The organism is Parvibaculum sp. (assembly GCF_046297875.1).
Classification (GTDB): domain Bacteria; phylum Pseudomonadota; class Alphaproteobacteria; order Parvibaculales; family Parvibaculaceae; genus Parvibaculum.
The window spans coordinates 1,649,794-1,675,664 of record NZ_JBKBHD010000001.1; the positions used below are offsets into that span (position 1 = coordinate 1,649,794).

Annotated in this window: 29 protein-coding genes; 18 read left to right on the top strand and 11 right to left on the bottom strand. The window is 62.4% G+C overall.

The window, feature by feature from the left end; genetic code table 11:
• Nucleotides 1-148 precede the first annotated feature (148 nt).
• Together ACK4FH_RS08000 and ACK4FH_RS08005 are read right to left on the bottom strand one after the other, a co-directional pair.
• A complete protein-coding gene (locus ACK4FH_RS08000; protein WP_409812490.1) occupies nt 149-847 on the bottom strand; it encodes a DUF4336 domain-containing protein in 699 nt (232 codons plus the stop codon).
• Nucleotides 844-1,293 (bottom strand): MarR family winged helix-turn-helix transcriptional regulator, encoded by a 450-nt coding sequence (locus tag ACK4FH_RS08005; RefSeq protein WP_409812491.1) that lies wholly within the window; start codon nt 1,291-1,293, stop codon nt 844-846. The genes ACK4FH_RS08000 and ACK4FH_RS08005 overlap by 4 nt, the downstream gene beginning before the upstream one ends.
• A 90-nt stretch (nt 1,294-1,383) precedes the next feature.
• Here ACK4FH_RS08005 and ACK4FH_RS08010 point away from each other — a divergent pair, with 90 nt between their 5' ends.
• Nucleotides 1,384-2,232: an amidohydrolase family protein gene (locus tag ACK4FH_RS08010; RefSeq protein ID WP_409812493.1), complete on the top strand. Its 849-nt coding sequence runs from the start codon at nt 1,384-1,386 to the stop codon at nt 2,230-2,232.
• A gap of 73 nt (nt 2,233-2,305) precedes the next feature.
• On the opposite strand, the gene ACK4FH_RS08015 is transcribed toward ACK4FH_RS08010, so the two are convergent.
• Nucleotides 2,306-3,817 (bottom strand): sigma-54-dependent transcriptional regulator, encoded by a 1,512-nt coding sequence (locus ACK4FH_RS08015; RefSeq protein WP_409812494.1) that lies wholly within the window; start codon nt 3,815-3,817, stop codon nt 2,306-2,308.
• A 389-nt stretch (nt 3,818-4,206) separates the two neighbouring features.
• Between ACK4FH_RS08015 and ACK4FH_RS08020 the strand changes: the two genes are divergently transcribed.
• From ACK4FH_RS08020 to ACK4FH_RS08075, 12 genes are all read left to right on the top strand, one after another.
• Nucleotides 4,207-5,049 (top strand): OmpA family protein, encoded by an 843-nt coding sequence (locus tag ACK4FH_RS08020; protein WP_409812496.1) that lies wholly within the window; start codon nt 4,207-4,209, stop codon nt 5,047-5,049.
• Nucleotides 5,050-5,188: 139 nt separating this feature from the next.
• On the top strand, nt 5,189-7,033 hold the full coding sequence (locus tag ACK4FH_RS08025) for a M3 family oligoendopeptidase (protein ID WP_409812498.1): 1,845 nt from the start codon (nt 5,189-5,191) through the stop codon (nt 7,031-7,033).
• Complete coding sequence (locus ACK4FH_RS08030) at nt 7,030-8,412, top strand: ABC1 kinase family protein (RefSeq protein ID WP_409812500.1); 1,383 nt, start codon at nt 7,030-7,032, stop codon at nt 8,410-8,412. The genes ACK4FH_RS08025 and ACK4FH_RS08030 overlap by 4 nt, the downstream gene beginning before the upstream one ends.
• A 42-nt stretch (nt 8,413-8,454) precedes the next feature.
• A complete protein-coding gene (locus tag ACK4FH_RS08035; RefSeq protein WP_409812502.1) occupies nt 8,455-8,898 on the top strand; it encodes a PaaI family thioesterase in 444 nt (147 codons plus the stop codon).
• Nucleotides 8,895-9,878, top strand: coding sequence for an alpha/beta fold hydrolase (locus ACK4FH_RS08040; protein WP_409812504.1), 984 nt, complete (start codon nt 8,895-8,897; stop codon nt 9,876-9,878). Before ACK4FH_RS08035 ends, ACK4FH_RS08040 begins: the two co-directional genes overlap by 4 nt.
• Nucleotides 9,879-10,038: 160 nt before the next feature.
• On the top strand, nt 10,039-10,182 hold the full coding sequence (locus ACK4FH_RS08045; RefSeq protein WP_409812506.1) for an aa3-type cytochrome c oxidase subunit IV: 144 nt from the start codon (nt 10,039-10,041) through the stop codon (nt 10,180-10,182).
• Nucleotides 10,183-10,307: 125 nt separating this feature from the next.
• Nucleotides 10,308-11,441, top strand: coding sequence for a Re/Si-specific NAD(P)(+) transhydrogenase subunit alpha (locus ACK4FH_RS08050; protein ID WP_409812507.1), 1,134 nt, complete (start codon nt 10,308-10,310; stop codon nt 11,439-11,441).
• On the top strand, nt 11,357-11,761 hold the full coding sequence (locus ACK4FH_RS08055; protein WP_409815209.1) for an NAD(P) transhydrogenase subunit alpha: 405 nt from the start codon (nt 11,357-11,359) through the stop codon (nt 11,759-11,761). The genes ACK4FH_RS08050 and ACK4FH_RS08055 overlap by 85 nt, the downstream gene beginning before the upstream one ends.
• Before the next feature lie 13 nt (nt 11,762-11,774).
• Entirely contained in the window at nt 11,775-13,181 is a 1,407-nt protein-coding gene (locus ACK4FH_RS08060; protein ID WP_409812508.1) for an NAD(P)(+) transhydrogenase (Re/Si-specific) subunit beta, read from the top strand.
• 90 nt (nt 13,182-13,271) lie between these two features.
• Nucleotides 13,272-13,649, top strand: coding sequence for a hypothetical protein (locus ACK4FH_RS08065; RefSeq protein WP_409812509.1), 378 nt, complete (start codon nt 13,272-13,274; stop codon nt 13,647-13,649).
• Between the two features lie 74 nt (nt 13,650-13,723).
• Complete coding sequence (locus ACK4FH_RS08070; protein WP_409812511.1) at nt 13,724-14,074, top strand: DUF6614 family protein; 351 nt, start codon at nt 13,724-13,726, stop codon at nt 14,072-14,074.
• 1 nt (nt 14,075) lies between these two features.
• A complete protein-coding gene (locus ACK4FH_RS08075; protein WP_409812513.1) occupies nt 14,076-14,552 on the top strand; it encodes an N-acetyltransferase family protein in 477 nt (158 codons plus the stop codon).
• Between the two features lie 67 nt (nt 14,553-14,619).
• Here the strand turns inward: ACK4FH_RS08075 and rpsU are convergent, their stop codons facing one another.
• Nucleotides 14,620-14,838, bottom strand: a complete 219-nt coding sequence (gene rpsU, locus ACK4FH_RS08080) for a 30S ribosomal protein S21 (protein ID WP_409812515.1) — start codon at nt 14,836-14,838, stop codon at nt 14,620-14,622.
• Nucleotides 14,839-15,024: 186 nt separating this feature from the next.
• Between rpsU and def the strand changes: the two genes are divergently transcribed.
• Together def and ACK4FH_RS08090 are read left to right on the top strand one after the other, a co-directional pair.
• The gene (gene def / locus ACK4FH_RS08085; RefSeq protein ID WP_409812517.1) at nt 15,025-15,600 is read left to right on the top strand and encodes a peptide deformylase; all 576 of its coding nucleotides are present in this window, start codon (nt 15,025-15,027) and stop codon (nt 15,598-15,600) included.
• Nucleotides 15,593-16,282 (top strand): COQ9 family protein, encoded by a 690-nt coding sequence (locus ACK4FH_RS08090; protein WP_409812519.1) that lies wholly within the window; start codon nt 15,593-15,595, stop codon nt 16,280-16,282. Before def ends, ACK4FH_RS08090 begins: the two co-directional genes overlap by 8 nt.
• 3 nt (nt 16,283-16,285) lie before the next feature.
• Here ACK4FH_RS08090 and ACK4FH_RS08095 read toward each other — a convergent pair whose 3' ends face one another.
• From ACK4FH_RS08095 to ACK4FH_RS08110, 4 genes are all read right to left on the bottom strand, one after another.
• Nucleotides 16,286-16,912, bottom strand: a complete 627-nt coding sequence (locus ACK4FH_RS08095) for a PAS domain-containing protein (RefSeq protein ID WP_409812521.1) — start codon at nt 16,910-16,912, stop codon at nt 16,286-16,288.
• A gap of 90 nt (nt 16,913-17,002) precedes the next feature.
• Nucleotides 17,003-18,121, bottom strand: a complete 1,119-nt coding sequence (locus ACK4FH_RS08100) for a 5-(carboxyamino)imidazole ribonucleotide synthase (protein WP_409812523.1) — start codon at nt 18,119-18,121, stop codon at nt 17,003-17,005.
• 13 nt (nt 18,122-18,134) lie between these two features.
• Complete coding sequence (gene purE / locus ACK4FH_RS08105; RefSeq protein WP_409812525.1) at nt 18,135-18,674, bottom strand: 5-(carboxyamino)imidazole ribonucleotide mutase; 540 nt, start codon at nt 18,672-18,674, stop codon at nt 18,135-18,137.
• A 172-nt stretch (nt 18,675-18,846) separates the two neighbouring features.
• Complete coding sequence (locus tag ACK4FH_RS08110; RefSeq protein WP_409812527.1) at nt 18,847-19,923, bottom strand: pectin acetylesterase-family hydrolase; 1,077 nt, start codon at nt 19,921-19,923, stop codon at nt 18,847-18,849.
• Nucleotides 19,924-20,117: 194 nt separating this feature from the next.
• On the opposite strand from ACK4FH_RS08110, the gene ACK4FH_RS08115 reads away from it, so the two are divergent.
• Entirely contained in the window at nt 20,118-20,834 is a 717-nt protein-coding gene (locus ACK4FH_RS08115) for a GGDEF domain-containing protein (protein WP_409812529.1), read from the top strand.
• On the opposite strand, the gene ACK4FH_RS08120 is transcribed toward ACK4FH_RS08115, so the two are convergent.
• Complete coding sequence (locus ACK4FH_RS08120) at nt 20,831-21,037, bottom strand: YdcH family protein (RefSeq protein WP_409812531.1); 207 nt, start codon at nt 21,035-21,037, stop codon at nt 20,831-20,833. The genes ACK4FH_RS08115 and ACK4FH_RS08120 overlap by 4 nt on opposite strands.
• A 109-nt stretch (nt 21,038-21,146) precedes the next feature.
• Nucleotides 21,147-21,782, bottom strand: a complete 636-nt coding sequence (locus tag ACK4FH_RS08125) for a UbiX family flavin prenyltransferase (protein ID WP_409812532.1) — start codon at nt 21,780-21,782, stop codon at nt 21,147-21,149.
• A 110-nt stretch (nt 21,783-21,892) separates the two neighbouring features.
• Between ACK4FH_RS08125 and ACK4FH_RS08130 the strand changes: the two genes are divergently transcribed.
• Complete coding sequence (locus tag ACK4FH_RS08130; protein ID WP_409812534.1) at nt 21,893-22,069, top strand: YdcH family protein; 177 nt, start codon at nt 21,893-21,895, stop codon at nt 22,067-22,069.
• A 70-nt stretch (nt 22,070-22,139) separates the two neighbouring features.
• On the opposite strand, the gene ACK4FH_RS08135 is transcribed toward ACK4FH_RS08130, so the two are convergent.
• Nucleotides 22,140-23,768 carry an acyl-CoA synthetase gene (locus ACK4FH_RS08135; protein WP_409812535.1) on the bottom strand — a complete coding sequence of 543 codons (1,629 nt, stop codon included), beginning with the start codon at nt 23,766-23,768 and terminating at the stop codon, nt 22,140-22,142.
• 177 nt (nt 23,769-23,945) lie between these two features.
• On the opposite strand from ACK4FH_RS08135, the gene ACK4FH_RS08140 reads away from it, so the two are divergent.
• Complete coding sequence (locus ACK4FH_RS08140; RefSeq protein WP_409812537.1) at nt 23,946-25,853, top strand: propionyl-CoA synthetase; 1,908 nt, start codon at nt 23,946-23,948, stop codon at nt 25,851-25,853.
• The last annotated feature ends 18 nt before the right edge of the window (nt 25,854-25,871 follow it).

The window sequence follows — 25,871 nt, forward strand, 5'->3', positions numbered from 1 at the left end:
TCGCGCCGCATCTACTTCCCGGGTCGCTGTCCATGTCATCCTCCTTTCTCGCATTCGTTGTGGCTGTGATGAGGAGAATTAGTCGTCTTGCGCGCCGCCGGTCAAGCGGAATCGGATTTCGCCTGAAGTTGCTGGACCCGCCTGGCCGTCAGGGCTGCAGCCAGCGGAAGGCGCGGGCAATATAGGCGCGGCCGTTGACCATGACCGGCGTACCATGCGCCATCAGTACTTTTTCAGTTGGCCAGGTGAGGATGCGCGCGATGCCTTCGCGCGCGGCGGCACGGTCGCGGAAGGCGAGGCGGAATTTGCGGGGCACGGCGGGTTCGGCTTCGCGCATCAGGTCCAGCTTTGCAACAAGCGCGCGCCAGCCGGTGAACCAGCCTTTCGGAAATTGCTGCAGGAGGTCGGTGAAGATCGCGGTGCCGCTCTTCACGTGGAAGAACACGGCTTCCGTGGTGATGGAATTGCCGCGCATGATCGCCTGCTCGATCTCACCTGCCCAATCCGCAAGCGGCGTATCACCAAGCTCCGCATCGAAGGCGATATGTGGTGCCGTTTCAGCCAGGCGGGGTGCGGCATAGGACTTTGCGGCGGGGAAGGCGTGCTGCCATTCGGGCATTGCCATGTGGTGAAGGCTATTCGGCGCGACGAGATGATGAACGGGGCCTATCGCTTCCACCTCCGCCTTCATCGCCGGATCGAGCGCGACGGGCGACCAGATGAAAAGCCCGCCATCGGCAAGCCGGATCACCGCCATGCGCGTCGGGAAGCGGAAGCCGGCTATGCCCGTCACGGCAGGACCGTCGGCGAGCCAGATATCGGGGCCGAAGGGCATGAGCGTCGTCATTCCGTTTTCTCTTCCATGCGTTCGATCAGGCGGCGAAGCCCCTTTGCCATGCGCGCCATGTCAGGGCCCGGAAAGGCTTCGTCGATGATCGCATTGATCTCCGCGAATGCCGCGCCCATCGCGTCGAGCGCCTTTACGCCCTTTTTCGTCGCTGCGAGGTTCCACGCACGGCCGTCCACTTCCGAGCGCGTCCGCGTGATGTAGCCCGCCTTCAACAGCCGCTCGGTCATGGCGCCGACTGCGCTTTCGCGCTGCTTCAGCCGCGTGGCGATTTCGCGCTGTGTCACCGGGCCCTCGGCGCGGACAATTGCCATCATCGCGGTCTGCGCGGTGGTGAGGCCGCCCGCATCGACAAGCGCCGCATCCGCCCTGGTTTTCAGCCGGTGAGCGGCCATCTGCAGCAAAAAGAAAATGCGTTCGTCCTTCGCGCTCATGTTCTCCGCCATGTCCTCTCTGATGGGGTTTGTTGACAGGCCGCCTCATTCCCAGATACTACACTAGTGTAGTAATGTCATCCAGTGTCCCCGGAGAGGAAAATGAGCGAAACCGCCGTGAAAATCGAAGGCGTCATCGATGCCTGGGCGCAGATCACCACGCCGCGCATGGCGGCGCAGCCCTGGCTTGCAACGCTTCTGCGCTGGACGGGGCAGGAGGGCGAGCCGCTGGTGCCGAGCGTAGAGAGCACGGTTGGTGCGATGGACAAGGCGGGGGTCGCGCTCTCGCTCGTCTCCGCCTGGTATGGGCCGCAAGGGCCGCTCATCACGAATGAGGAAGTCGCGGCGCAGATCGAAGATGCGCCAACGCGGTTTCGCGGCCTTGCGAGCGCCGATATACGCAATCCTGTGGAAGCCGTGCGCGAGATCCGACGCTGGGTGGATGGCGAGCGTTTTGTTGGTGTACGGATCGTCCCCTGGCTCTGGGATCTGCCGCCCAACGACCGGCGCTATTACCCGCTATATGCCGCTTGTGTGGAGCTCGGCGTGCCGCTCTGCACGCAGATCGGCCATACGGGACCGCTTCTGCGCTCGGAGACAGGCCGCCTCATTCCCTATCTCGAGGATGTGCTGCTCGATTTCCCGGAGCTTGTTGTCGTGGGCGGCCATGTCGGCTTTCCCTGGATCGACGAACTCCTGACCATGACGATCAAGTTCCGCAATTTCCATGTGGACACATCGGCCTATGCCGTTCACCGCCTGCCGCCCGCCTTCGTCGACTATATGAAGGGTCCGGGCGCTTCCCGCGTCATGTTCGGTACCAACTGGCCCATGCTCTCGCCCGCGAAGTGTCTCGCGCGTCTTGGCGATCTCGGCCTGACGGAGGCGCAACGCGAGGCATTTCTCTCCGGCAATGCGAGGCGCGTGTTCGGTTTGCGACAGGTGGCGTAAAAACAAAAGCGGTGCGGGATTGCTCCCGCACCGCTTTTTCCCCTCAGCGCCCCAAACGGGGTGATGATTGTTCTCAACCTTCGCGCACTTCAAGGCCCAGGTCGCGCACCTTGCGGTAGAGCGTCGAGCGGCCGATGCCGAGGCGGCGGGCGACTTCCGTCATGTGGCCCTTGTACTTGTCGATGGCGAGGCGGATCATTTCCGCTTCGATATCTTCAAGCTTCCTGACATTGCCCGCTTCGTCGGTGATCGCGATACCGTCCGAGAAATTCGAGCGGGCGAAATCGGCGAGCGTGTGGGTCTGCATGGCCGGCTGCGGTGCCGCATAGGCCGCGGGCGCGGCGATATGGCCATCCGTCATTTGCCGCGCAGGCCTCGGCATCGCCGCATCCGCGTAGCCTTCGACGAGGCTTGCAATCTGCGGGAAGTCGGAGACCTGCAGCATTTCACCGTCGCAGAGAACGATGGCGCGGAAGATCGTGTTTTCGATCTGGCGCACATTGCCCGGCCATTCATAGGTGCAGAGCATGGCGAGCGCGTCGTGCGAGATGCCGACCACGGGCTTGCCTTCTTCTGCCGCGAGGCGGCGGATGAAATGCGCGACGAGATCGGGGATGTCCTCCTGGCGCTCGCGCAGCGGCGGCACATGGATTGGGAAGACATTGAGTCGGTAATAGAGGTCTTCGCGGAAGCGGCCCTCCTTCACCATCTGCAGCATGTCGCGGTTGGTCGCAGAGATCAGGCGGATATCGACCTTGACGGGTTTTTTCGAGCCGACCGGGTCCACTTCGCCTTCCTGAAGCGCGCGCAGGAGCTTGACCTGGATGTCGAGCGGCAATTCGCCGATCTCGTCGAGGAAGAGAGTGCCGCCATTGGCTTCCTGGAACTTGCCGGCATGCTTGTCGGCGGCGCCGGTGAAGGCGCCTTTCTCGTGGCCGAAGAGAATGCTCTCGACGAGATTTTCCGGGATTGCGCCGCAGTTCACGGTGATGAAGGGTTTGCCGGAGCGTTCGCCCTCGCCCTGGATGGCGGCGGCGATGATTTCCTTGCCGACACCCGACTCGCCTTCGATGAGGATCGGGATGTTCGACTGGGCGGCGCGCTTGCCGAGCCGGATCACCTGTTCCATCGCGCGGGAAGGCGCGATGATGTCGGCGAAGGTGAGGCGGCCGGTCTTGCGCTTTTGCAGGCGCGAGATTTCGCCGGTCAGCGCGTTCACCTTGAGCGCGTTGCGCATTGAGACGTGGAGACGTTCGGGGCTCACCGGCTTCACCACGAAGTCGGAGGCGCCTTCGCGCATCACGTTCACCACCGTCTCGATGCCGCCGTGAGCGGTCAGAACGATGACGGGGAGATTGGGCTTTTGCGGATGGACGCGCTTCAGCACTTCCATACCGTCGATGCCGGGCATGACAAGGTCGAGCACGACGAGGGAGATTTCGGCGCCGGAGGGCCCATCGAGATAGGCCAGCGCCGCCTCGCCGCTTTCCACGGGGATTGCGCGGTAGCCGTCACGGTTAACGACTTCCTCCAGAATCCGCCTCTGGGCGGGGTCGTCATCCACAATCAGAATGGCCTGGGTCATCTGGTCCTCGGTGCATCATGCCGGGAAGGGGTGGCGGATACCTAGTGCCTCAGGTCCGCCGTTTGGCCCATATTGGGCCGCATTGGTAAAAGGCCCCTTAATCCCGAGACCGATAATTTCCATTTAGTGACGCAAGCTGGCACAGTTGGAAGGGCTGGCAAGGTATTTCCCAGAAAGGTGCAAATTGTGCCTATTTCGAGGCGATTCCCTCTGGCAACAGTGTTGCGGACATGTGACGCATTCGCCAGAACTTACCCCCTGGTTCCAATAGAGGTTGATGGTTTCTGCGGTTCCATGCGATTAGATTGATCTTATGAGGGCTTACCGGTGGGGTCCGGGCCACCCGTCGTATTGTCGGGGGGCAGAGCGAAATAACGACGGAGATTGGGATGAAAATGATATCCCGGCTTATAGCGTTGGGTTCTTTCCTTGTGCTGGCTGGTTGCGGCACTTGGACCGCTGAATCGTACCTGCATCAAGACATTCAGGGCGATTCTTTCAACGCGTGCCTGGCTCGCGAATATCAGGACAGGGCGACTTCGGAAGCCTATGTCGACTGCAACTGGGTGGATACCGCCGCACTCGTCGCGAAGGGCCGTGCGGCCGCCGCTGGCGAAACGGTTCTTCCCTGGGATCCTTCCACGAAGGGTGTCCTCTCGAGCGATCTGCCTGAACTGCAGGACGCCCGTGCGAAGCTGATGGCTGCCCTCGACAATGGTGGTCGCACGGGTGACCGTGCCTGCGCTTGCGCCAAGGCGCAGCGTTACTATGACGGCTGGGTCGAACAGGCGAGCGACAACAAGCTCGGCGTGAACGGCTCCTATTTCGGCGGTGAAGGCGGCCCGGTGCAGCCGGAACGCGTTGAAGCCGAAAAGGCCGCTTTCTACGAAGCCCTGGTTGCTTGCGCCGAGGCGCCTGCCGTGGGTCCGTGGACCATCTATTTCGGTTTCGACAAGTACAACCTGACGCCGGAAGCGCAGTCGGTGATCGATCAGATCGTCGCCGAGACGACCGGCCCGCTCTCGGTTGTCGGTCACACCGATACGTCGGGCAGCAGCGCCTATAACCAGGCACTCGGCCAGCGCCGTGCGAACTCCGTGTCCAATGCGCTCACCGCGCAGGGCAAGGAACTCTGCAGCGCCGTGTCGCGTGGCGAAACGGATCTCGCCGTCCAGACGGGTGACGGTGTCCGTGAGCCGCTCAACCGCCGTGCGGTTGTCTCGGGCTGCTAATCAGCTCCGAGGTTCCAAGGATCGGGGCCCCTGCCGCAAGGCTGGGGCCCTTTTCCGTTTCAGGAGCGCTGGCGACCGTTGAATGAGGGCGGCTGCCGGGCGATATAGGTTGCAGAGCCATTTCGCCGGAGTTCCGCCCATGCCGCCGCTTTCAGACCGATCCCCAGTCCGCTCTCCCGCCGCCGCGGCCACGGCGCCGGATTCCGATCTCGGCGATCTGCCTGTCTGGAACCTGGCCGATCTCTACGAGGCGCCCGATTCGCCCGCCGTTGCGGATGATCTTGCGGCGGCTGCTGAAGACGGCATTGCTTTCAACAAGCACTACAAAGGCCAGATCGCCGCCCTTGCTTCCGCGCCGGAAGGGGGCAAGGAACTCGCCGGGGCGATTGCTGCCTATGAAGCGATCGAAGACAGGCTTGGCCGTCTCATGTCCTATGCCGGGCTCCTCTATGCAAAGGACAACACGAACCCGGCGCATGCGAAATTCTATGGCGATATGCAGGCGCGGGTGACGGCGATCTCCACCGATCTCCTGTTCTTTCCGCTGGAGCTCAACCGCGTCGCGGACGAGGCGCTCGAAGCGGCGCTGAAGGAGCCCGCGCTCGCTCACTATGCGCCCTGGCTGCGCGATCTGCGTGCCATGCGGCCATATCAACTTTCTGATGAGATCGAGACGCTGTTACATGAGAAGAGCATCACGGGCCATGCAGCGTGGAACCGGCTCTTCGATGAGACGATGGCGCGGCTGAATTTCGAAGTTGGTGGTGAGGCGCTGCCGTTCGAGGCGGCGCTGCACCGGCTGTCGGAGAAGGACCGCGCAAAGCGGGAGGAGGCCGCGCATGCGCTCGCACGGACCTTCAAGGCAAATCTTCCACTCTTCACGCTGGTCACCAATACGCTCGCCAAGGACAAGGAAATCGAGGATCGCAAGCGCGGTTTCGAGGATATTGCGCAGTCACGGCACATTGCCAATCGCGTCGAACCCGAAGTCGTGGCGGCGCTGACGGAATCCGTGCGCCGGGCCTATCCTGATCTTTCGCATCGCTACTATGCGATGAAGGCGAAATGGCTCGGGCTCGATCGCCTCGAATACTGGGACCGCAACGCGCCATTGCCGACATCGGACGACCGGGTCATTCCCTGGGGGCAGGCGCGCGATATCGTGCTCGACGCCTATCGCGGTTTCACGCCGGCGATGGCGGAAATTGCGGGCCGGTTTTTCGAGCGGGGATGGATCGATGCGCCGATCCGGCCGGGCAAGGCAAATGGAGCCTTTGCGCATCCAACCGTTCCGAGCGCACACCCTTACGTGCTGGTGAACTATCAGGGCAAGACGCGCGATGTGATGACGCTCGCACATGAGCTTGGACATGGCGTTCATCAGGTGCTCGCCGCGAAGCAGGGTGCACTCATGGCCGACACGCCGCTGACGCTTGCCGAAACGGCCAGCGTCTTCGGCGAGATGCTGACTTTCCGCAAGCTGCTCGCGCAGGCGCCGGACAAGGCGCGGCGCAAGGCCATGCTCGCTTCCAAAGTCGAGGACATGATCAACACCGTCGTGCGCCAGACCGCGTTCTACACTTTCGAGCGGCGTGTTCATTCGGCGCGTCGCGAGGGCGAGCTGACGTCGGACGATATCGGCCGCATCTGGCTCGATGTGCAGGGCGAGAGCCTTGGACCTGCCATTCATCTCGCTGAGGGCTATGAGACTTACTGGTGCTATATCTCGCACTTCATCCACGCGCCCTTCTATGTCTATGCCTATGCTTTCGGCGATTGCCTCGTGAATTCGCTTTATGCGGTCTACGAGAATTCGCAGGAGGGTTTCGCGGAACGCTATTTCGAGATGCTTTCGGCGGGGGGTACGCTGCGTCACAAGGAACTGCTTGCGCCTTTCGGGCTCGATGCGAGCGATCCCGCCTTCTGGGACAAGGGGCTCTCGCTCATCAGCCACTTCATCGACGAACTCGAGGCGATGGAATGAGCGACGAGCCGCCAGCCCGCGGCGCGGACGGGCCCGACCGGGAAGCCAACCGGCTCGGCCGCCGGGTGCGGCGCTATGCGCAGGTCGGTGCCGGCGTCGGCGGCATAGCGGCGCGGGCCGCAGCGACGCGGCTTTTCGGTCTCGATCAAGCGGATGCGAAGACGGCGCGTGAACTGAAGGCGGCGCTGGGCGGCCTCAAGGGGCCGATCATGAAGGTCGCGCAGATGCTGGCCACCATCCCGGACGCCGTGCCCGCCGAATTTGCGGCGGAGCTGTCGGAACTTCAATCGTCTGCGCCGCCGATGGGCTGGCCCTTCGTGAAGCGGCGGATGCGCGCCGAATTCGGCCCCGGCTGGGAAAAGCGTTTTGCATCATTTGAAAGGGAAGCGGCTGCGGCCGCTTCGCTCGGCCAGGTTCATCGCGCCACCTCGCTTGATGGCGAAGCGCTTGCCGTGAAGCTGCAATATCCCGACATGCAGTCCGCGGTCGATGCCGATCTGAAGCAGCTTGGCATGATCTTTTCCATTCACCGGCGGATGGACCGTGCGATCGACACGCGCGAAATCCATGCCGAGATTGGCGAAAGGCTGCGCGAGGAACTCGATTACCAGCGCGAAGCGGCGCATATGCGCCTCTATGCGGATATTTTTCGCGACGATGCGCGCATTGCCGTGCCGCGTGTTTTCGACGATCTGAGCACGAAGCGGCTACTCACCATGAACTGGCTCGATGGCATACCCATTCTTTCCTTCCGGGATCATTCTCTCGATGAGCGCAACAGGATCGCGGAGACGATGTTTGCCGCCTGGTGGACACCATTCTCGAGCTTGGGCGTCATTCACGGCGATCCGCATCTCGGCAACTACTCGGTGCGGGACGATCTCGGGATCAATCTTCTCGACTATGGGTGCATCCGAATCTTCCCGCCGTCTTTCGTGAATGGTGTCGTCGAGCTTTACCGGGCGCTTGAAACGGACGACCGCGACCGCGCGGCCGCAGCCTATGAGAACTGGGGCTTCGGTACTCTCTCGAACGAACTGGTCGATGTGCTCAATGTCTGGGCGCGATTCATCTATGCACCCATGCTGGACAACCGGGTGCGTTCGGTTGCGGACGGCATCAGCCCCGGCGAATATGGCCGCAAGGAAGCCTTTGGCGTGCACAAGCGGCTCAGGGAGCTTGGGCCCGTCACGCCGCCGCGCGAATTCGTGTTCATGGATCGGGCGGCGATCGGCCTCGGTTCGGTTTTCCTGCATCTCGGAGCCGAACTCAACTTCCATCGGTTGTTCAACGAAGCCATCGAGGGCTTCGACGCCGTGGAACTCGACAAGCGCCAGAAGGCCGCGCTAAAGAAGGCGGGCGTGCCGCCCGTTTCCTGAGCGGCCTTGTTCCCTTGTCTCTTGCGTTTTGCGGAGTGCGGCATGACCGACGATCTCCTCGAAGAAAATACCTTCGCGCTGCCCGATGGCTATCAGCCGCTCAACTGGTTCAGCGGTTTCGGGCGCCAGATAGGCCCGCTCTACGAACGCATCGAAGCGGATGGCCGCTACACGCGCGCTTTCGTCGTGCAGGAGCATCACACGAATGGCATGGGCAATTGTCACGGCGGCATGCTGATGGCCTTTGCCGATATGGCATTCGGCCATGCGATCACCATGTCCGTGCATCGCTATTGGGTGACGGTCAGACTGCTGACCGATTTTCTTTCCGGCGCAAAGATCGGCGAGTGGATCGAGGGGACCGGCGAAGTTGTTGGCGCTGAAGACGACTTCTACACGGTGAAGGGCCGCATCTGGTGCGGTGACCGCATCATCATGTCCGGTACAGGCGTCTTCAAGGCGCTGGGTGAAAGACCTGCGAAATGAGCGATTTCGATCTTGCGCCGGGCGATGAGGAAGGCCCCTCGATCACCGCGCCGCCCGGCTGGTTCACGCGGGCCATTGCCATCGAACCCGAGAGCCGGTTCGTCGATGTAAACGGCGTGAAGGTTCACTATCTTCGCTGGGGCGACCGCGCGAAGCCTGGTCTTCTGCTGGTGCATGGCAATGGCGCGCATGCGCGCTGGTGGTCTTTCGTGGCTCCGTTTCTTGCGCGGGAATATTCCGTGGCGGCTATCGACATCACCGGCATGGGCGACTCTGGCTGGCACGAGAAATATTCGATCGAGGCATTTGCCGAGGAACAGATAGCGGTTTGCGAGGACGCGGGTTTCTTCGATTGCGAGGAACCGCCGATCATCGTGGGTCATTCTTTCGGTGGTTTCATCACCATTCTCACCGGTGCGCTTTATGGCGAGCGTCTTGCGGGCACCGTCATCGTCGACAGCCCAGTCAATCCGCCGGATCGCCCGGGCGGGCCGCCAGACCGCAAGTTCCGTCCGCACCGCATCTATCCGTCGCTTGAAGCGGCGATGGAGCGTTTCCGGCTTGCACCGCCGCAACCCTGCGAGAACCGATATATCGTCGACTACATTGCGCGGCATTCGCTGAAGCAGGTGGTCAACCCTGAAGGCGGGGAAGGCTGGACCTGGAAATTCGATCCTGCGATCTGGCAGCGTTTCAACATTGGCGACATGGGCGTGCGACTCGCGCAAACGCGATGCCGCATTGCGATCATGCGCGGCGAATTCTCCGTGCTGCTGCCAGCCGAAATCGGCGAGTATATGTTCAATCTGCTGGGCCGCGCCGCTCCCGTCATCGAGATTCCGCAGGCGCGGCATCATGTGATGCTCGACCAGCCACTGGCTTTCGTGGCGGCCCTGCGCGCGCTGCTGGCCGACTGGGACCACTCCGCACCGTCGCGCAAAATCCTCTCCGGCCCGCTGCCTTCACCTTTCGATAGCTGAAGGCGTCTTCGCATGACGCCTGCGTTGAACGGAATTGCACAGTGCTTGTAGGTATTTAGGGGAATCGAAGGGCGCGTGGCGCTTGCCGAGGGCGGTTCGTTTGCTATAGTCCGGCTCGCTCGAAACGAGCTTAACGCGAGGCACCTGGAGGCGAGACGAAATGGCTGGATTCGAGGAAGGCTGGGGCAAGGAGATGGACTCCAAGGAGCATCTCGGCACCTATGATGGTTTTCTGGTCGGGGCGAAGTGGGGCACGATCGCCGTCGTCGCCATCCTTTTCCTGATGGCGATCTTTCTTCTCTGATTTCCTGTGAATTGCTGGGCCTGATACCCCTTGAAATCAGGCTTCAACGCAGGATATTCGAATAATTCTTATTCTCATTCGGTGGGTGCGGTTCTCGCGGCCCCCCGGGGAACAGGCGACGTCCCATGAAACTAGCGATCCTCAAAGAGCGGCTCGAGGGGGAAACCCGGGTCGCGGCTTCGCCGGAAACGGTGAAGAAGCTTTCAGCGCTCGGGCTCAATGTCACCGTCGAGGCCGGCGCAGGCGCTTATGCCTCCTTCGCCGACCAGCTCTATTCGGAAGCCGGTGCGACCATCGCGCAGGGTGCGGCTGAAGCGCTGAAAGACGCCGATATCGTCTTCAAGGTGCGTGCGCCTTCCGACGAGGAAATCGGGCTGATGAAGAAAGGCGCGATGCTCGCTGCCATTCTGAACCCGTGGGACGACAAGGAACGGCTGCAGAAATATGCCGCCGCCGGCGTCAATACCTTTGCGATGGAATTCATGCCGCGCATCACGCGCGCGCAGTCGATGGACGTTCTGTCCTCGCAGTCGAACCTTGCGGGCTACAAGGCGGTCATCAATGCGGCGGCGGCCTTCACCCGCGCCATGCCGATGATGATGACGGCGGCAGGCACCATTGCGCCTGCCCGCGTCTTCGTGATGGGCGTCGGCGTTGCCGGCTTGCAGGCGATTGCGACCGCGAAGCGCCTCGGCGCCATCGTGTCGGCGACGGACGTGCGCTCGGCCACGAAGGAGCAGGTCGAAAGCCTCGGCGGCACCTTCGTCATGGTCGAATCGGAAGAAAGCGGCGATGCCGCCGGTGGCTATGCCAAGGAAATGTCGGAAGACTACAAGCGCCGTCAGGCTGCCCTCGTCGCCGAGCACATCAAGAAGCAGGACATCGTCATCACCACCGCGCTCATTCCGGGCCGTCCGGCGCCGGAACTCGTGAGCGAGGAAATGGTGAAGACCATGAAGCCGGGCTCGATCCTCGTCGATCTCGCGGTGGAGCGCGGCGGTAACTGCCCGCTGTCGGAAGCCGGCAAGCGTGTGCAGAAGCATGGCATCACGATCATCGGCGATCTCAATGTCGCAGCGCAGCTTGCGGTCGATTCGTCCGCGCTTTACGCAAAGAACCTTCTCAACTTCATCACCCCGCTGATCGACAAGGAAACCAAGGCCCTTGCGATCAACTGGGAAGACGAAATCATCACGGGCACCTGCCTGACCAGGGACGGTCAGGTGGTGCATCCGTCGCTCCGCGAAGGAGGCAACTGATGGAAGCGGCCGCTATCGATCCCTTTGTTTTCCGGCTCGCGATTTTCGTGCTCGCGATCTTCGTTGGCTACTACGTCGTCTGGAGCGTGACGCCGGCACTGCATACGCCGCTCATGTCGGTTACCAACGCCATTTCGTCGGTCATCATCGTCGGCGCGCTGATCGCCGTCGGTCTCGATCTCGCCCAGGCGGGCGCGGAGACCGGATGGGTTTCCAAGGGCTTCGGCTTCATCGCGGTGGTTCTTGCCTCGGTGAATATCTTCGGGGGCTTCCTGGTCACTCAGCGAATGCTCGCCATGTACAAGAAAAAGCAGCGCTGAGAGGGCCACACACATGTCAGCCAACATAGCGGCCATTCTCTACGTCGTATCGGCGGTGCTGTTCATTCTGGCGCTGCGCGGGCTCTCGTCGCCCGAAACGTCACGTCAGGGCAATATCTACGGCATGATCGGTATGACGATTGCGATCGTCACCACACTCACGCTGCTGCAGGCACAGAACACGCTCACCTGGGGCATGATTGTTGTCGGCCTCGCCATCGGCGGCGGCATCGGTGCGGTTATCGCCCGGCGCATCGCCATGACGCAGATGCCGCAGCTTGTCGCGGCCTTCCACTCGCTGGTCGGCCTTGCCGCTGTGTTCGTTGCCTGGTCTGCGTTCCTCGCGCCGGAGGCCTATGGCATCGGCGCTTTCCACGCGATCCATGCGGCAAACCTGATCGAAATGGGCATAGGTGTTGCCATCGGCGCGATCACCTTCTCGGGCTCGGTCATCGCCTTTGCAAAGCTCAACGGGAACATGTCGGGCGCACCGATCATGCTGCCTGGCCGCCACGTTATCAATGCGGCGATGGCGCTTGCCATTGTCGGCGGCATCGGCTGGCTCTGCTCGGACCCGTCGCGCCAGACGATCGAGCTCTTCCTCGCCATCACGATCCTCTCCTTCATCATAGGCTTCCTCATCATCATTCCGATCGGCGGCGCGGACATGCCCGTCGTCGTGTCGATGCTGAACTCCTATTCGGGGTGGGCGGCGGCCGGCATCGGCTTCACGCTCGGCAACCTCGCACTCATCATTGTGGGTGCGCTGGTCGGTTCGTCGGGCGCGATCCTCTCCTACATCATGTGCAAGGGGATGAACCGCTCCTTTATCAGCGTCATTCTCGGCGGCTTCGGTGCCGACACGTCGACGGCCGGCAGCGGCGTCGTGGAAACGCGGCCGGTAAAGCAGGGTTCTGCGGACGACGCAGCCTTCATCATGAAGAACGCCGGTTCCGTCATCATCGTGCCGGGCTATGGCATGGCGGTGGCGCAGGCGCAGCATACGCTTCGCGAGATGGCGGACCTCCTCAAGGAAGAAGGCGTGAAGGTTTCCTACGCCATTCATCCGGTCGCGGGCCGTATGCCCGGCCACATGAACGTGCTGCTCGCGGAAGCGAACGTGCCTTACGATGAAGTGTTCGAGCTGGAAGACATCAACAACCAGTTCGCCCAGGCCGACGTGGCCTTCGTCATCGGCGCCAATGACGTCACCAACCCCTCCGCCAAGACCGACCCGCAAAGCCCGATCTACGGTATGCCGGTGCTGGACGTGGAAAAGGCGAAGACCGTTCTCTTCATCAAGCGCGGCATGGGCTCCGGCTATGCGGGTGTCGAGAACGAGCTCTTCTTCCGCGATAACACCATGATGCTCTTCGGCGATGCGAAGAAGATGGTAGAGGAAATCGTCAAGAATCTCTGAGTGAAGTTCTCGCTGGACGAATTGGGCGGGCGGTGTTCAAAGTGAGCGCCGCCCGTTTTCATTGGGCGGCACCTGAGAGGGGGAAATGAAATGATCTGGATTGCTCGTGTCGCGGCCGCGCTGGTAGGTCTCTTTTCGCTCGCCATGGGCGTCATGGTGATCCTCTCGCCAGTGGAGGCGGGGGAGAGCCTTGGCATCGGCGCGCTGTCGCCGATCGGGCTCAACGCGCTTCGCGCTGACATCGGCGCCTTCTTCCTGGCAAGCGCGGCCGCAAGCGGGGCTGCGCTTTTCGGCGGTCGGCCGCACTGGATGCTGGGCGCCGCGGTGCTTTACGGGCTCGCGTTTCTTGGCCGCGTTTTCGGAGTGGTTGCCGATGGCGCGCCGGAAGGGATTGCGACGCCGCTCGTCGTCGAGTTCACGATGGTTGTGCTGTCGGTCTTTGCGGCGAAGAGGCTGGCGAAGGGCTGAAGCGGCGGCATCTGGACGAAGCTCGCGGGCGGTGGTCATGATGGCGCTGCCCGTTTTCCTTTCAGGGGAAGATCATGGATATCTATCACGGCTGGTTCGATCTCAAGCCCGGTGTCGGCGACCTAGAGTTTGTCGATGCCTTCGAGAAATACATGGAGCGGCTGGAGGCCGAAGGCGTCATCGAGGGATGGCGGCTCACACGCAAGAAGCTTGGCCTCGCGCCGTCCCATCTCGGTGAGTTTCACTTCATGATCGAGGTGACGGATCTCACCCAGCTCGATAGCGCCTTCAACTGGGTGGCGACACGGGCCGAGCCGGTCGAGACCGATCATTTCAACGTCAACTCGCTGGTTCACAATATCCAGTTCGCGCTCTACCGCGATTTCCCGGACCCCGTGCGCGAGCGCGGCGAGGAAAGGTTCTGAGGTGAGCATTGCGATTCGCGAAGCGCGGCCAGACGACAGGCCAACCCTCGTCCGGCTGATGGGTGCGCTGCACGACTTCGAATCCGCCTTCGAGGAAAACCGGGCTGGAGCCGAGGCCGCCGACAGCCATCTTGCCTCGGTGGAGAAATCGGTTGCTGAACTGGGTGGCGTCATTCTCGTCGCCGAGGCGGGCGGCGCGGTCGTGGGCTTCGTCGCCTATACATTCGAGGAAGATCCCGGCACCTTCGTCCGTCCCGAATATCGCCAGCATGCGCTTATCTGGGATATCTCGGTGGCAGAGGAAGCGCGGGGGCAGGGGATCGGACAGGCGCTGCTCCGCGCGGCCGAGGATGCGGCGAAGGCTGCCGGTATCCGCGAGATGCGGCTCTTTGTGCTGGAGGCCAATACGCGCGCCCGGCGCATTTATGAGGAATCGGGCTATCGCAATTACGAGCGCTTTCTCTCAAAGCGCATCTGACCCCCAGAAAAGCAAAACGCCCCCGGAAACCGGAGGCGCTTCAAAAACTTGTGTTCGCTGCGAAAGATTACTTCTTGGCGGCAACGCCGGATTCGCGCTGGGCGCGCTTGCGGGCGAGCTTGCGGGCGCGGCGGATCGCCTCGGCCTTTTCGCGGGCGCGCTTCTCGGAGGGCTTCTCGTAGAAGTTGCGCAGCTTCATTTCGCGGAACACGCCTTCGCGCTGAAGCTTCTTCTTCAGGGCTTTCATGGCCTGGTCGACGTTGTTATCGCGAACGAGTACCTGCACGGGCTGATCCTGCTTTTGGTTCAATAAGTTAGTCGCGGGCCCAGTTTCCCGGACCCGCGAGAGACGCCTATCTAGCAAAGGAATCGGGGCTTGTCCACCGTTCCGGGGCCTAATTTTCGGGGGTTTCCGGGTCTGCGCGGCCAAGTCCGGTTGCCGGAAACGGGGCCGGGCCTCATATTCCCCCTCATGGCCATACGCAAGATCGCCCGCATGGGCCACCCTATCCTTCAGGGGGTGGCAAAGCCCGTTCCGGACCCGACTGCCCCGGACGTGCAGGCGCTTGTCCGCGACATGATCGAAACCATGATCGACGCCAATGGGGCGGGGCTGGCCGCGCCGCAGGTCTATGAACCCTGGCGGATCGTGATCTTTCAGGCGCCGCCAGAGCGGTCCCCGGAAGAAGTGGACGAGGAGGAGGCCTTCGACCATACGGCGCCGCTGACCGTTCTCATCAACCCTGAGATCGAGTTCCTGACCACGGAAACCGAAAAGGGCTGGGAAGGCTGCCTCTCGGTGCCGGGGCTTCGCGGTGCCGTGCCGCGCGTGACGGCGCTCCGCTACCGGGGTCTGACCCATAAGGGCGAGACGATCGAGCGCGTGGCGCGCGGTTTTCATGCCCGTGTGGTTCAGCATGAATGCGATCATCTCGACGGCATTCTTTATCCGCAGCGGATGGACGATCTGTCGGAACTGATATTCGAGAGCGAGGCAAAGGCGTGGTTTGCCGCCCGCCAGCCCGCCGAGGAGACGGAAAATGGCTGAGACGAAGAAGGCGCGGCCCGGCACGGGCAAGGCAAAGAACGATCATCTCGAAGAAGCGCGCGCGCGCATTCTTGAGGCGGCGCTGCCCAACGTCGCCTTCGATGGCTGGACGCCGAAGCTGCTGCGCGATGCTGCGGCGCAGGCGGGCATTTCGGCGGGCGAAGCGCGGCTTGCCTTCCCCGGAGGTGTGCTCGATCTCGTCGAGTATTTCCTTGCCGACGGTGACCGCCGCATGGCTGAGGCGCTGGCGCATGAGAATGTCGCCGACATGAAAATCCGCGAACGCATCACGCTTGCGGTCCGTAAGCGGATCGAGGTGGATATTCACAGCCGCGAGGCGATGCGCCGCGCTATCACGCTTCTCGCGCTGCCGGCATCGGGCACACTCGGCGCGCGTACGCTCTATCGCACGGTGGATGCCATCTGGCGTGCCGTCGGCGACACCTCGACCGATTTCAATTTCTATACGAAGCGCGCGACGCTGGCCGGCGTCTTTTCCGCCGTCACGCTCTACTGGTTCGCCGACGACTCGGAAGATTTTGCGAAGACCTGGGCATTCCTCGATAACCGCATTGTGGATGTGATGCGTTTCGAGCGTGTGAAGGCAGGTGTGAAAGGGATTGCTGCGAAGCTGCCAGACCCCCTGTCCTTGCTTGGGCGTCTGCGGTACGGGCGTGGCTGAATTTCAGTCCGGTACGCCTGATCCGATATCGATCCAGACCATGTCGGTGATTTCGCTCGCAAAGACCGGCTTTTCGGAAGGTGCGCGGTATTCAAGCGCTTCTTCGCGGTCATGCACGCTGACGATACGCGGGCGCTGGCCTTCCGGTCCGTGCAGCGGCAGGTAGATACTCTGTACATAGGCGACGCGGCCAGTCACATATTCAGTAAGGTAGCGCACCTGCCAGCCGCAGGGGCGGCAGACTACTTCATGCATGTCGCGCGAACACTGACGGCGGTATGAGCCGTCAATATAGTCGAGAAGGTTCGTGCCGGTCGCGTCATAAGAGAGGCGTTCAGCAAGTCCGGTGCCTACGAGACGCTGGATGATCTCTTCAGCGCTATTCATGCTCAGCATCGCAATCTCGGGCAGGAGGTGACGCATGTCCATCGGATTGAAGTCGGAAGACTTGGGCATGCCGCGATGTTTCGGCAGGCGCGACCAATAGTTGAAGAGATCGCAATGCGTGCTGGTGCCGAGCAAAGGCTCTGTCGCGCGGCGGCCGGGGCTTGGCGCACATTCTGCCATCAGCGATGCGACATCTTCCGGCAGCGGCGTCGCATCCATCGTTCTGGCCGCTTCCCATGTCATGGGTGGCCCATTCCTTCCCTTTCGCGCGGTGCCTTGAGGCACTTCTGCGCGGTTGCAGATCCTCTCGGGATCAAGATTGGAAGGGGCAGGTTAAGAAGGTGTAACCGGTGGCCGCTTGCCGAGGGGATAAAGCCGCGTCACATGGCCCATCTTGCGGCCCGGGCGGGCTTCCGCCTTGCCATAGAGGTGGATCGCGGTGTCCGGTTCGCGGGAGAGGTGCTCCCAGGCGTTAACCTCGTCGCCGATGAGGTTTGTCATCACGGCATCGGAATGGCGGCGCGGGCTGCCAAGCGGCCAGCCGCAGACGGCGCGCATATGCTGCTCGAACTGGCTCACCGCGCAGGCATCCATCGTCCAGTGGCCGGAATTGTGAACGCGCGGCGCGATCTCGTTCACAAGCAGGCGGCGCTTGCTGCCCTGTTTTGGCAGCAGAAACATTTCGACACCCATCACACCCACATAGTCTAGCTCGTTCGCAATCCGCGCGGCGATGGCGCAGGCTTCATCGGCAATCGCCTTCGGCAACGCGGCGGGCGCGAGCGTGCGGTCGAGAATATGGTTCTTGTGGATGTTCTCGACGGGATCGTAAGCCGCCGTCTCACCGTCAAGGCCGCGTGCGACGATGACGGAAATCTCGCGCTCGAATTTCACGAAGCCTTCGAGGATAGCGGGCGCGCGGCCGATCTCGTCATACGCAGCGCGCGCTTCTTCGGGCGACATGATCTTCGCCTGGCCCTTGCCGTCATAGCCGAAGCGGCGCGTCTTCAATACGCTCGGGGTACCGATGCTTGAGACGGCATCCATGAGGCTCGCCTCGTCCGATACATCGGCGAAAGGCGCAGTGAGGATGCCATGCGCCTGCATGAAGTGCTTTTCGACGATGCGGTCCTGCGCCGTTGCAAGCGCGACCGGGCCGGGGCGGACGATCCCGTGTTCGGAGAGGATACGCGCCGTTTCGGCGGGCACGTTTTCGAATTCATAGGTCACGGCGTCGACGCTTTCGGCAAAGCGCGTCAGCGCCGCCTCATCGTCATATTCGGCGCAGGTGAATTGCGCGGCGACTTCGGCGGCGGGCGCATCCTTTTCCGGGCAATAGATATGCGCGTGGAGGCCCATTTCGGCGGCAGCACTCGCAAGCATCCGGCCAAGCTGTCCGCCGCCCAGAATCCCGATGGTGCCGCCCGGAGCGATGATACCGTTGTCCACCATGAGGCTAGCGTTCTTACCTGTCCTGCGGCGCGTGAGCGACGGAATCCGTCTGCTTCGCGCGGTAAGCGTCGAGGCGCCTTGCCAGTGCATCGTCGGAGAGCGCCAGCACGGCGGCGGCAAGCAACCCCGCATTCTTCGCGCCCGCCTCGCCGATGGCGAGCGTGCCGACCGGAATGCCGCCTGGCATCTGCACGATGGAGAGAAGGCTGTCCTGACCGGACAGCGCCTTCGACTGGACGGGTACGCCGAATACCGGAAGCGGCGTGAGGGAGGCCGTCATGCCCGGCAGATGCGCTGCGCCGCCCGCACCCGCCACGATCACCTTGAGGCCACGGGCCTTGGCGGTTTTCGCATAGTCGACCATGCGTTCGGGCGTGCGGTGGGCGGAGACGATCCGCGCCTCGTAAGCCACGCCCAGCGCGTCCAGCACATCGGCGGCATGTTTCATGGTCGGCCAGTCCGACTGGCTGCCCATGATGATGCCGACCAGCGGCTTTTTCGAGGATCTGGCAGGCGCTTTCGCCTGTTTCGCGCCGGGTTTCTTCGCAGCCATCCGTCTCCGCGCCTCGCGGTCTGGCGGGCGCCTTTCGGGGCCTGCCGGTTTCGGAAAGCGAGGGAGTATAGGCATGGGCGGCGGCTTGGCAAGGACAGGGCGGGACCCGGAATAAACCCCCGAGCTTTAGTGTGCAATTGGCGATTTTCGGTAGAATGCGCGCTGGGCCGTCTTATTGCCCCGGCTCCGCCTCACACGCTTCCGCGTCGCCGCAGCTGACGCTCTTCGCTTCTTCGCCTTCCGCCAGTGCGCGGAGCCAGTCGGTGGCTTTCACGCCTTCGACTTCATATGTGTAGAGACGATCGAAGCGGATGAGCGTGTGCGGAGTACCGCCTGCTACATATGAGCGGAAGCCGTGGATGGTGGCGGCGAGGTCCGAGCGGTTCTTCTCGATGAGCGGGTAGAGGCGCGTTTCGGTGCCGAGCAGTATCAGAAACATTTCCTGCACATCGTCATAGGCATTGTCGAACTGCGCGAAGGTGGCGCGGGGCGCGGCGATGGAAGCGCGGCGCCAGATTTCCTCGAAGGTTCCGGGCGTGCCGCCATCCGCCACCCAGACAGGCGCATCGTCGAAGAAGCCCCAGCCTTCCATCAGTCCGGCCACGGCCGGATCGCGGTAGCCGCCCGCGCCATCGCCGAGTACCGAGATGCCGGCCTGCGGATATTGCTCCGAGATTTCAACGGCATACCAGGGCGCGGCAATGCCGCCCGCGCTCGACCCTGCGACGAAGACGCGTTCGGGGGTATCTACATTCGCATAGACCCAGTCGAGCACGGCGCGGACATTGGTGCGGCCGCGATGGCGGACGGTGAATTCCTCTTTCCAGCTATCGTAAGCGACGTCGCGATTGCCGAGATGCACGTCTCCGGTGCAGTAGGTGACGAAGACCTGCGTCCAGTCCTTCAGCGGATTGTCGGCGCGGCTTTCATCGAACACACCTTTCAGCTTGCGCGGGTCGTTATGCTCGATCTGCGAGGAGGGGAAGTAGGGCGTCGGTTCTTCCTCCGGCGAACACTGGTTGCCGGTCCAGCAGGCGCCGCCGCCATTGAGGAAGACAAAGAGCCGGTCCTCGCGGCCAGGTTTCACGTGAAACTCGAAGGGCGTGCCGAGCGCGCAGGAAGTTTCGCCACCCGGCGCAAGCGTCGTCCAACCGGGAGCCAGCGTTTCGAGTTTCGGCAGGTCCGAGGCGAGGGCGGGCCCCGCGAAGAGGGCGAACAGGACGGCGAGGGCGGCGGCGCGTATCGGCATGGGACGTTCCCTGTTTCTGGGCGGCCTTGGGGCCTCCTGTTGCAGAAAGCCTACAGGCAGGGCCGGCCTTCCGCCAATCACGGGTTGGCGGTCCGCCGCCGCGGCATAGCGCGGGGGGCCGAGAAATGGCATCTTGTCCCAGAGGGCGATTCGGGCGCTGAGGCGGCGCCCCACCAGAAGGGTGAAGGGACGCCATGAAAATCGGTGACAGCAAGCCTGTGCGCCCCACGTCCGCGATTTCGGCGACCGAGCGCGTGCGCGGACGGGCAGGCGATGCGTCTTCCGGCCGCCATGTGACGGACAGCGCCAGCTTCATGGGCATTCCAGAAGAGGAGCTGACGCCGCGTGTGCGCGACGCCTTGATGCGGCTCATGGGCGAGGTGGACCAGCTTCGCCGCGAGATGTCGCAAATCCAGGAGCGTCTGCGCGAGAGCGAGCAGCTGGCAGACCGCGACCCGCTGATCCCCGTGCTCAACCGGCGCGCCTTTGTGCGCGAACTGTCGCGCGTCGTCGCCTATGCGCGGCGCTATAATGAGCCGGCAGGGCTCGTCTATTTCGATCTCGACAATTTCAAGCAGGTGAACGATGCGCATGGCCATGCTGCGGGCGATGCGGCGCTTCATCATCTGGCGGATTTGATTCTCGCCAATGTGCGGGAGACCGACATTCTCGGCAGGATTGGCGGCGACGAGCTGGGGCTTATTCTTGCCCGTGCCGATGAGGAGGCCGCAAAGGCAAAGGCGGCGCAGCTGGCCGACCTCGTGCGCTCGCGGCCGCTTGCCTATGGCGACAAGGAAATATCGCTGTCGATTTCGGTCGGCGCCATATCCTTCACCGGCGAGGACGGGCCGGATGAGGCGCTCGCCCGCGCCGACCGCGCCATGTATGAGGCGAAGCGGAAGGGGAGCTAGGCGGTGATGTCCGGCAAAAGGATGTCCTCGATCTCCTGAATGCGGTCACGAAGCTGGAGCTTCTTCTTTTTCAGCCTTTTTATCTGGAGGTGGTCAGGCCGCGGCAGGATTTCGAGCGCATAGATCGCGTCGTCGAGGTCGCGATGCTCTTCCTTGAGCTGTGCGAGTGTCTCCCGAAGCTCCAGTTCTTCCTGCTCGGTCATGGGCGTCCCGTTCCAAGGGGCGCCGCTTGCCCCGCCGATTGGTTTTAGCGCGGGGCTCAAGGGCGGTACAAGCGGGAAGCGCGGGGCGGGCTTGCGGCCAGTTGCCCCGCTATTCGCCTCTGGCGGGCTTGACAGGGCTGCGGCGGCCGTCCTTGAGATCCTCGCCCCAGCGTTTCGTATCCGGCAGGTCGAGATCGAAAAGGTCGAGCGCGCGGGCAACCGTCTGGGTCACGAGTTGATCGACGCTTGCGGGCTTTGCATAAAGGCCGGGCACGGGGGGCGCGATGATCGCGCCCATTTCGGAAAGCTGCGTCATGGAGCGCAGGTGGCCCGTGTGAAGCGGCGTCTCGCGTACCATCAGCACCAGGCGGCGGCGCTCCTTCAGCACCACATCGGCTGCACGCGTCAGCAGCGAGGAGGTTACGCCGGTCGCAATTTCCGACATGGTGCGGATGGAGCAGGGCGCGACGATCATGCCCATCGTCCTGAACGACCCGCTCGCGATCCCCGCGCCGATATCCTCGATGCGGTAGCGCGTATGGGCGAGTTTCTCGACATCCTTCGCCTTCAGTCCCGTCTCGTAGCCGAGTGTCATCTCGGCTGCCTTCGTCATCACCAGATGCGTTTCTATGCCGGCCACCTTCAGCAATTCCAGCGCGCGCACGCCAAAGGCAACGCCCGAGGCGCCGGAGATGCCAATAACGAGACGGTTATTCCGGGAAAGATCCGGGTTTTTCGCTGCCATAATTTCAAAGATTTACACGGAGTTAGTGAAATTTGCGAGAGGCGTTCGACAAGCGCCAAAAAAGGAGTCACAATTTTGTCGTCTCTGGCTTAACGAAAGGACGGAAGAATATGGCGTTGGAGTCGCATATTGCGGAGCTTCGTGACCGTCACAAGGCCCTTGAAAGGGAGATCGAGGACCAGATTCATCACCCCAGCAGCGATGATCTTCAGATCGCTGAACTCAAGAAACAGAAACTCAGGCTGAAGGAAGAAATCGAGCGGCTCAGTTCGCGGCAAGCAGCCTGAGAAAAGGACAGAAGGTCCATAACAAGAGTTTCAGCGCCGGGCATTTCGCCCGGCGTTTTGTATTTCGGGACTACAGTTCTTCCGCCTGTTCGCGCAGCTTGAATTTCTGGATCTTGCCGGTCGAGGTTTTCGGCAGGTCGGTGAAGACGACCTTTTTCGGGCACTTGAAATGCGCGAGGTTGGCGCGGCACCAGTCGATCACATCCTTCTCGGTGAGAGACGCACCCTTCCTGAGCGTCACGAAGGCGCAGGGCGTCTCGCCCCATTTCTCGTCTGATTTCGCGACGACAGCGGCTTCGAGAATATCCGGGTGCTTGTAGAGCGTGTCTTCAACCTCGATCGAGGAGATGTTCTCGCCGCCTGAAATGATGATGTCCTTCGAGCGGTCCTTCAGCTGGATGTAATTGTCCCTGTGCCAGACGCCGAGGTCGCCCGAATGGAACCAGCCGCCGGCGAAGGCTTCCGCCGTCGCCTTGGCGTTTTTCAGATAGCCCTTCATCACCACATTGCCGCGGAACATGACCTCGCCCATGGTCTCGCCGTCGCGCGGCACTTCTTCCATCGTTTCCGGGTCGCGCACCGATATGCCTTCGAGCACGGCATAGTTCACGCCCTGGCGCGCCTTCACCTCGGCGCGTTTATCCGTTTCCAGTTCGTCCCATTCGTCGTGCCAGGCATTCACGACCGCGGGGCCATAGGTTTCGGTGAGGCCATAGACATGGATCACGTTGAAGCCTTCGGCTTCCAATTTCCGGATGGTGGCGGCGGGCGGCGGCGCGGCGGCCGCGAAATAATTCACCGTGTTCGGCAGCTTCTTTTTTTCATCCTCGGTCGCGTTGATGAGGAAGCCCATCACGGTTGGTGCGCCCGCCATATGCGTCACGCCATGTTCGGCGATGGCGCTGAAGATGTTCGCCGCCGTCACCCGGCGCAGACAGACATGCGTGCCCGCGACGACGCTCAAGGACCAGGTGAAGCACCAGCCATTGCAGTGGAACATCGGCACCGTCCAGAGATAGACGGAGTTTCCGGTCATGCCCGCCGTCACGATATTGCCCATGGCGAGGAGATAGGCCCCGCGATGGTGATAGACGACGCCTTTCGGATTGCCGGTGGTGCCGGAAGTATAGTTCAGGCTGATCGCCTGCCATTCGTCGGCTGGCAGGTGCCAGTTGAAATGCGGGTCGCCCTTGGCGATAAAGCTTTCATATTCCGCCTCGCCGATGCGCGCGCCTGGGCCGTCATATTCCCTGTCGTCCATGTCGATCACGACGGGCTTCACATTTGCATGGGTGAGCGCCTCTTTCACGAGGCCCGAGAACTCACGATCCACAAACACCATCTTCGCCTCGCCATGATCGAGGATGAAGCCGATGGCGGCGGCGTCGAGCCGCGTGTTGATGGTGTTCAGCACCGCGCCCGTCATCGGCACGCCGTAATGCATTTCGAGCATTTCGGGCGTGTTCGGCGCGATCACCGCCACGGTCTGCCCAAGCCCGATGCCGCGCTCCGACAGCGCCGAGGCGAGCTTCCGGCAGCGCGTGTAAAGCTCGGCATAGGTACGGCGCAGGCTGCCATGCACAACCGCAACTTTCTCCGGATAAACCTCTGCCGCGCGCTTCAGGAAACTCAGCGGCGAGAGCGGCTGATGGTTCGCCGGGTTCCGGTCGAGATCGAGTTCATAGGGGTTCTGCGACATGGGGAACGCTCCGGCGCGGGAAGGAGGGAATTGGCTCCACGTTACTCAGCAGGCTGCGGAGCGGCAAGGCGGGAGGCAGCGGCGCCGAGCTGCGCAAATTTTGGGCATGGGCGCGCATGAATATCGCCGCGCATCATGCTAAAACCTCCCCAACAAGAAAATCAGGGGAGCGGCGAGATGGGGCGCTACAAGGACACCTACGAAAGCTGGAAGCGCGACCCGGAGGGCTTCTGGGCGGAGGCGGCGAAGGAGATCGACTGGTTCAAGCCCGCCACCAAAACCCTTGACGTGAAGGGCGGGCTCTCGCGCTGGTTCGTGGGCGCGGAGACGAACTCCTGCTGGAATGCGCTGGACCGGCATGTGAAGGCGGGGCGGGGCGATCAGGCGGCGCTCATCCACGACAGCGCCATGCTCGGCCGCGTCCGGACATTCACCTATGCCGAATTGCTGGACGAGGTCGCGACATTCGCGGGCGTATTGCAGCGGCACGGCATTTCGAAGGGCGACCGCGTTCTCATCTATATGCCGATGGTTCCGGAAGCAGCGATTGCCATGCTCGCCTGTGCGCGGCTCGGCGCGATCCATTCCGTCGTCTTTGGCGGCTTCGCCGCGAAAGAGCTGGCGACGCGCATCGACGATGCGAAGCCGAAGCTCATCGTGTCGGCCTCCTGCGGGCTCGAGCCCGGCCGTGTCGTTGCCTACAAGCCGCTCATGGACAAGGCGATCGAGATGAGCGCGCACAAGGTTTCGGGGGCCATCGTGCTTCAGCGCGAGATGGAGGAAGCGCCGCTCATTGAAGGCCAAGATTTCGACTGGGCCTATGAGGTGGAGAAGGCGCGGGCCGCGGGCGCAAAGCCCGATTGCGTCGCCGTTGCCGCCACCGATCCGCTCTATGTGCTCTATACGTCCGGCACCACCGGCAAGCCCAAAGGCGTCGTCCGCGACAATGGCGGGCATATGGTGGCGCTCAAATGGTCGATGAAACATGTCTACGACATGAACCCCGGCGAGGTGTTCTGGGCGGCGTCAGATGTCGGCTGGGTCGTCGGCCATTCATACATTGTCTATGCGCCGCTGTTTCATGGCTGCACGACCATTCTTTTCGAGGGCAAGCCCGTCGGTACGCCGGATGCCGGCACCTTCTGGCGCGTGATCGCCGATCATGGCGTGAAGGCGCTGTTCACGGCGCCGACCGCCTTCCGCGCCATCCGCAAGGAAGACCCGAAGGCGGAACTCATCGGCAAGTACGATCTCTCGAGATTCGAGGTGCTCTATCTCGCGGGCGAGCGCGCGGACCCCGACACGATCCAGTGGGCGGAGAAGGCGCTTTCGGGCCGGCCGGTGATCGACCATTGGTGGCAGACGGAAACGGGCTGGCCGATGGTGTCGAACCCGATGGGGATCGAGCGGCTGCCGGTGAAATACGGTTCGCCCTCCGTGGCGCTGCCCGGCTATGAAATTCATGTCGTCGATGAAGCCTGCAAGCCCGTGCCGCCGAACGCGACAGGCGCCATCGTGGTTAAGCTGCCGCTGCCGCCCGGCTGCCTGCCGACGCTCTGGGAAAACGAGCAGGGCTTCCGCGAAAGCTATCTCGCCGAGTTCCCCGGCTATTACAAGACGGCGGATGCCGGCTATCTCGACGAGGACGGATATCTCTATGTGATGAGCCGCACCGACGACATCATCAATGTCGCGGGCCATCGCCTCTCGACCGGCGGCATGGAGGAGGTTCTTGCCGAGCATCCGGATGTGGCAGAATGCGCGGTTATCGGCATTGCCGATGCGATGAAGGGGCAGGTGCCGGTCGGCTTCCTCGTCATCAATGCGGGCGTGACGCGCTCTGCCGCCGAGATCGAAGCGGAAGCCGTGCAATTGATCCGTGACCGGATCGGTCCTGTCGCCGCCTTCAAGAAGGCGATGGTGGTGAAGCGCCTGCCGAAGACGCGCTCGGGCAAGGTGCTGCGCGGAACGATGCGCAAGATTGCCGATGGCGCCGAATGGACGACGCCTGCGACCATCGACGATCCGGCAATCCTCGACGAGATCAAGGCCGTACTCACGGAAGCAGGGCTTGTGAAGGGATAATCCACCCCTCCCTTAACT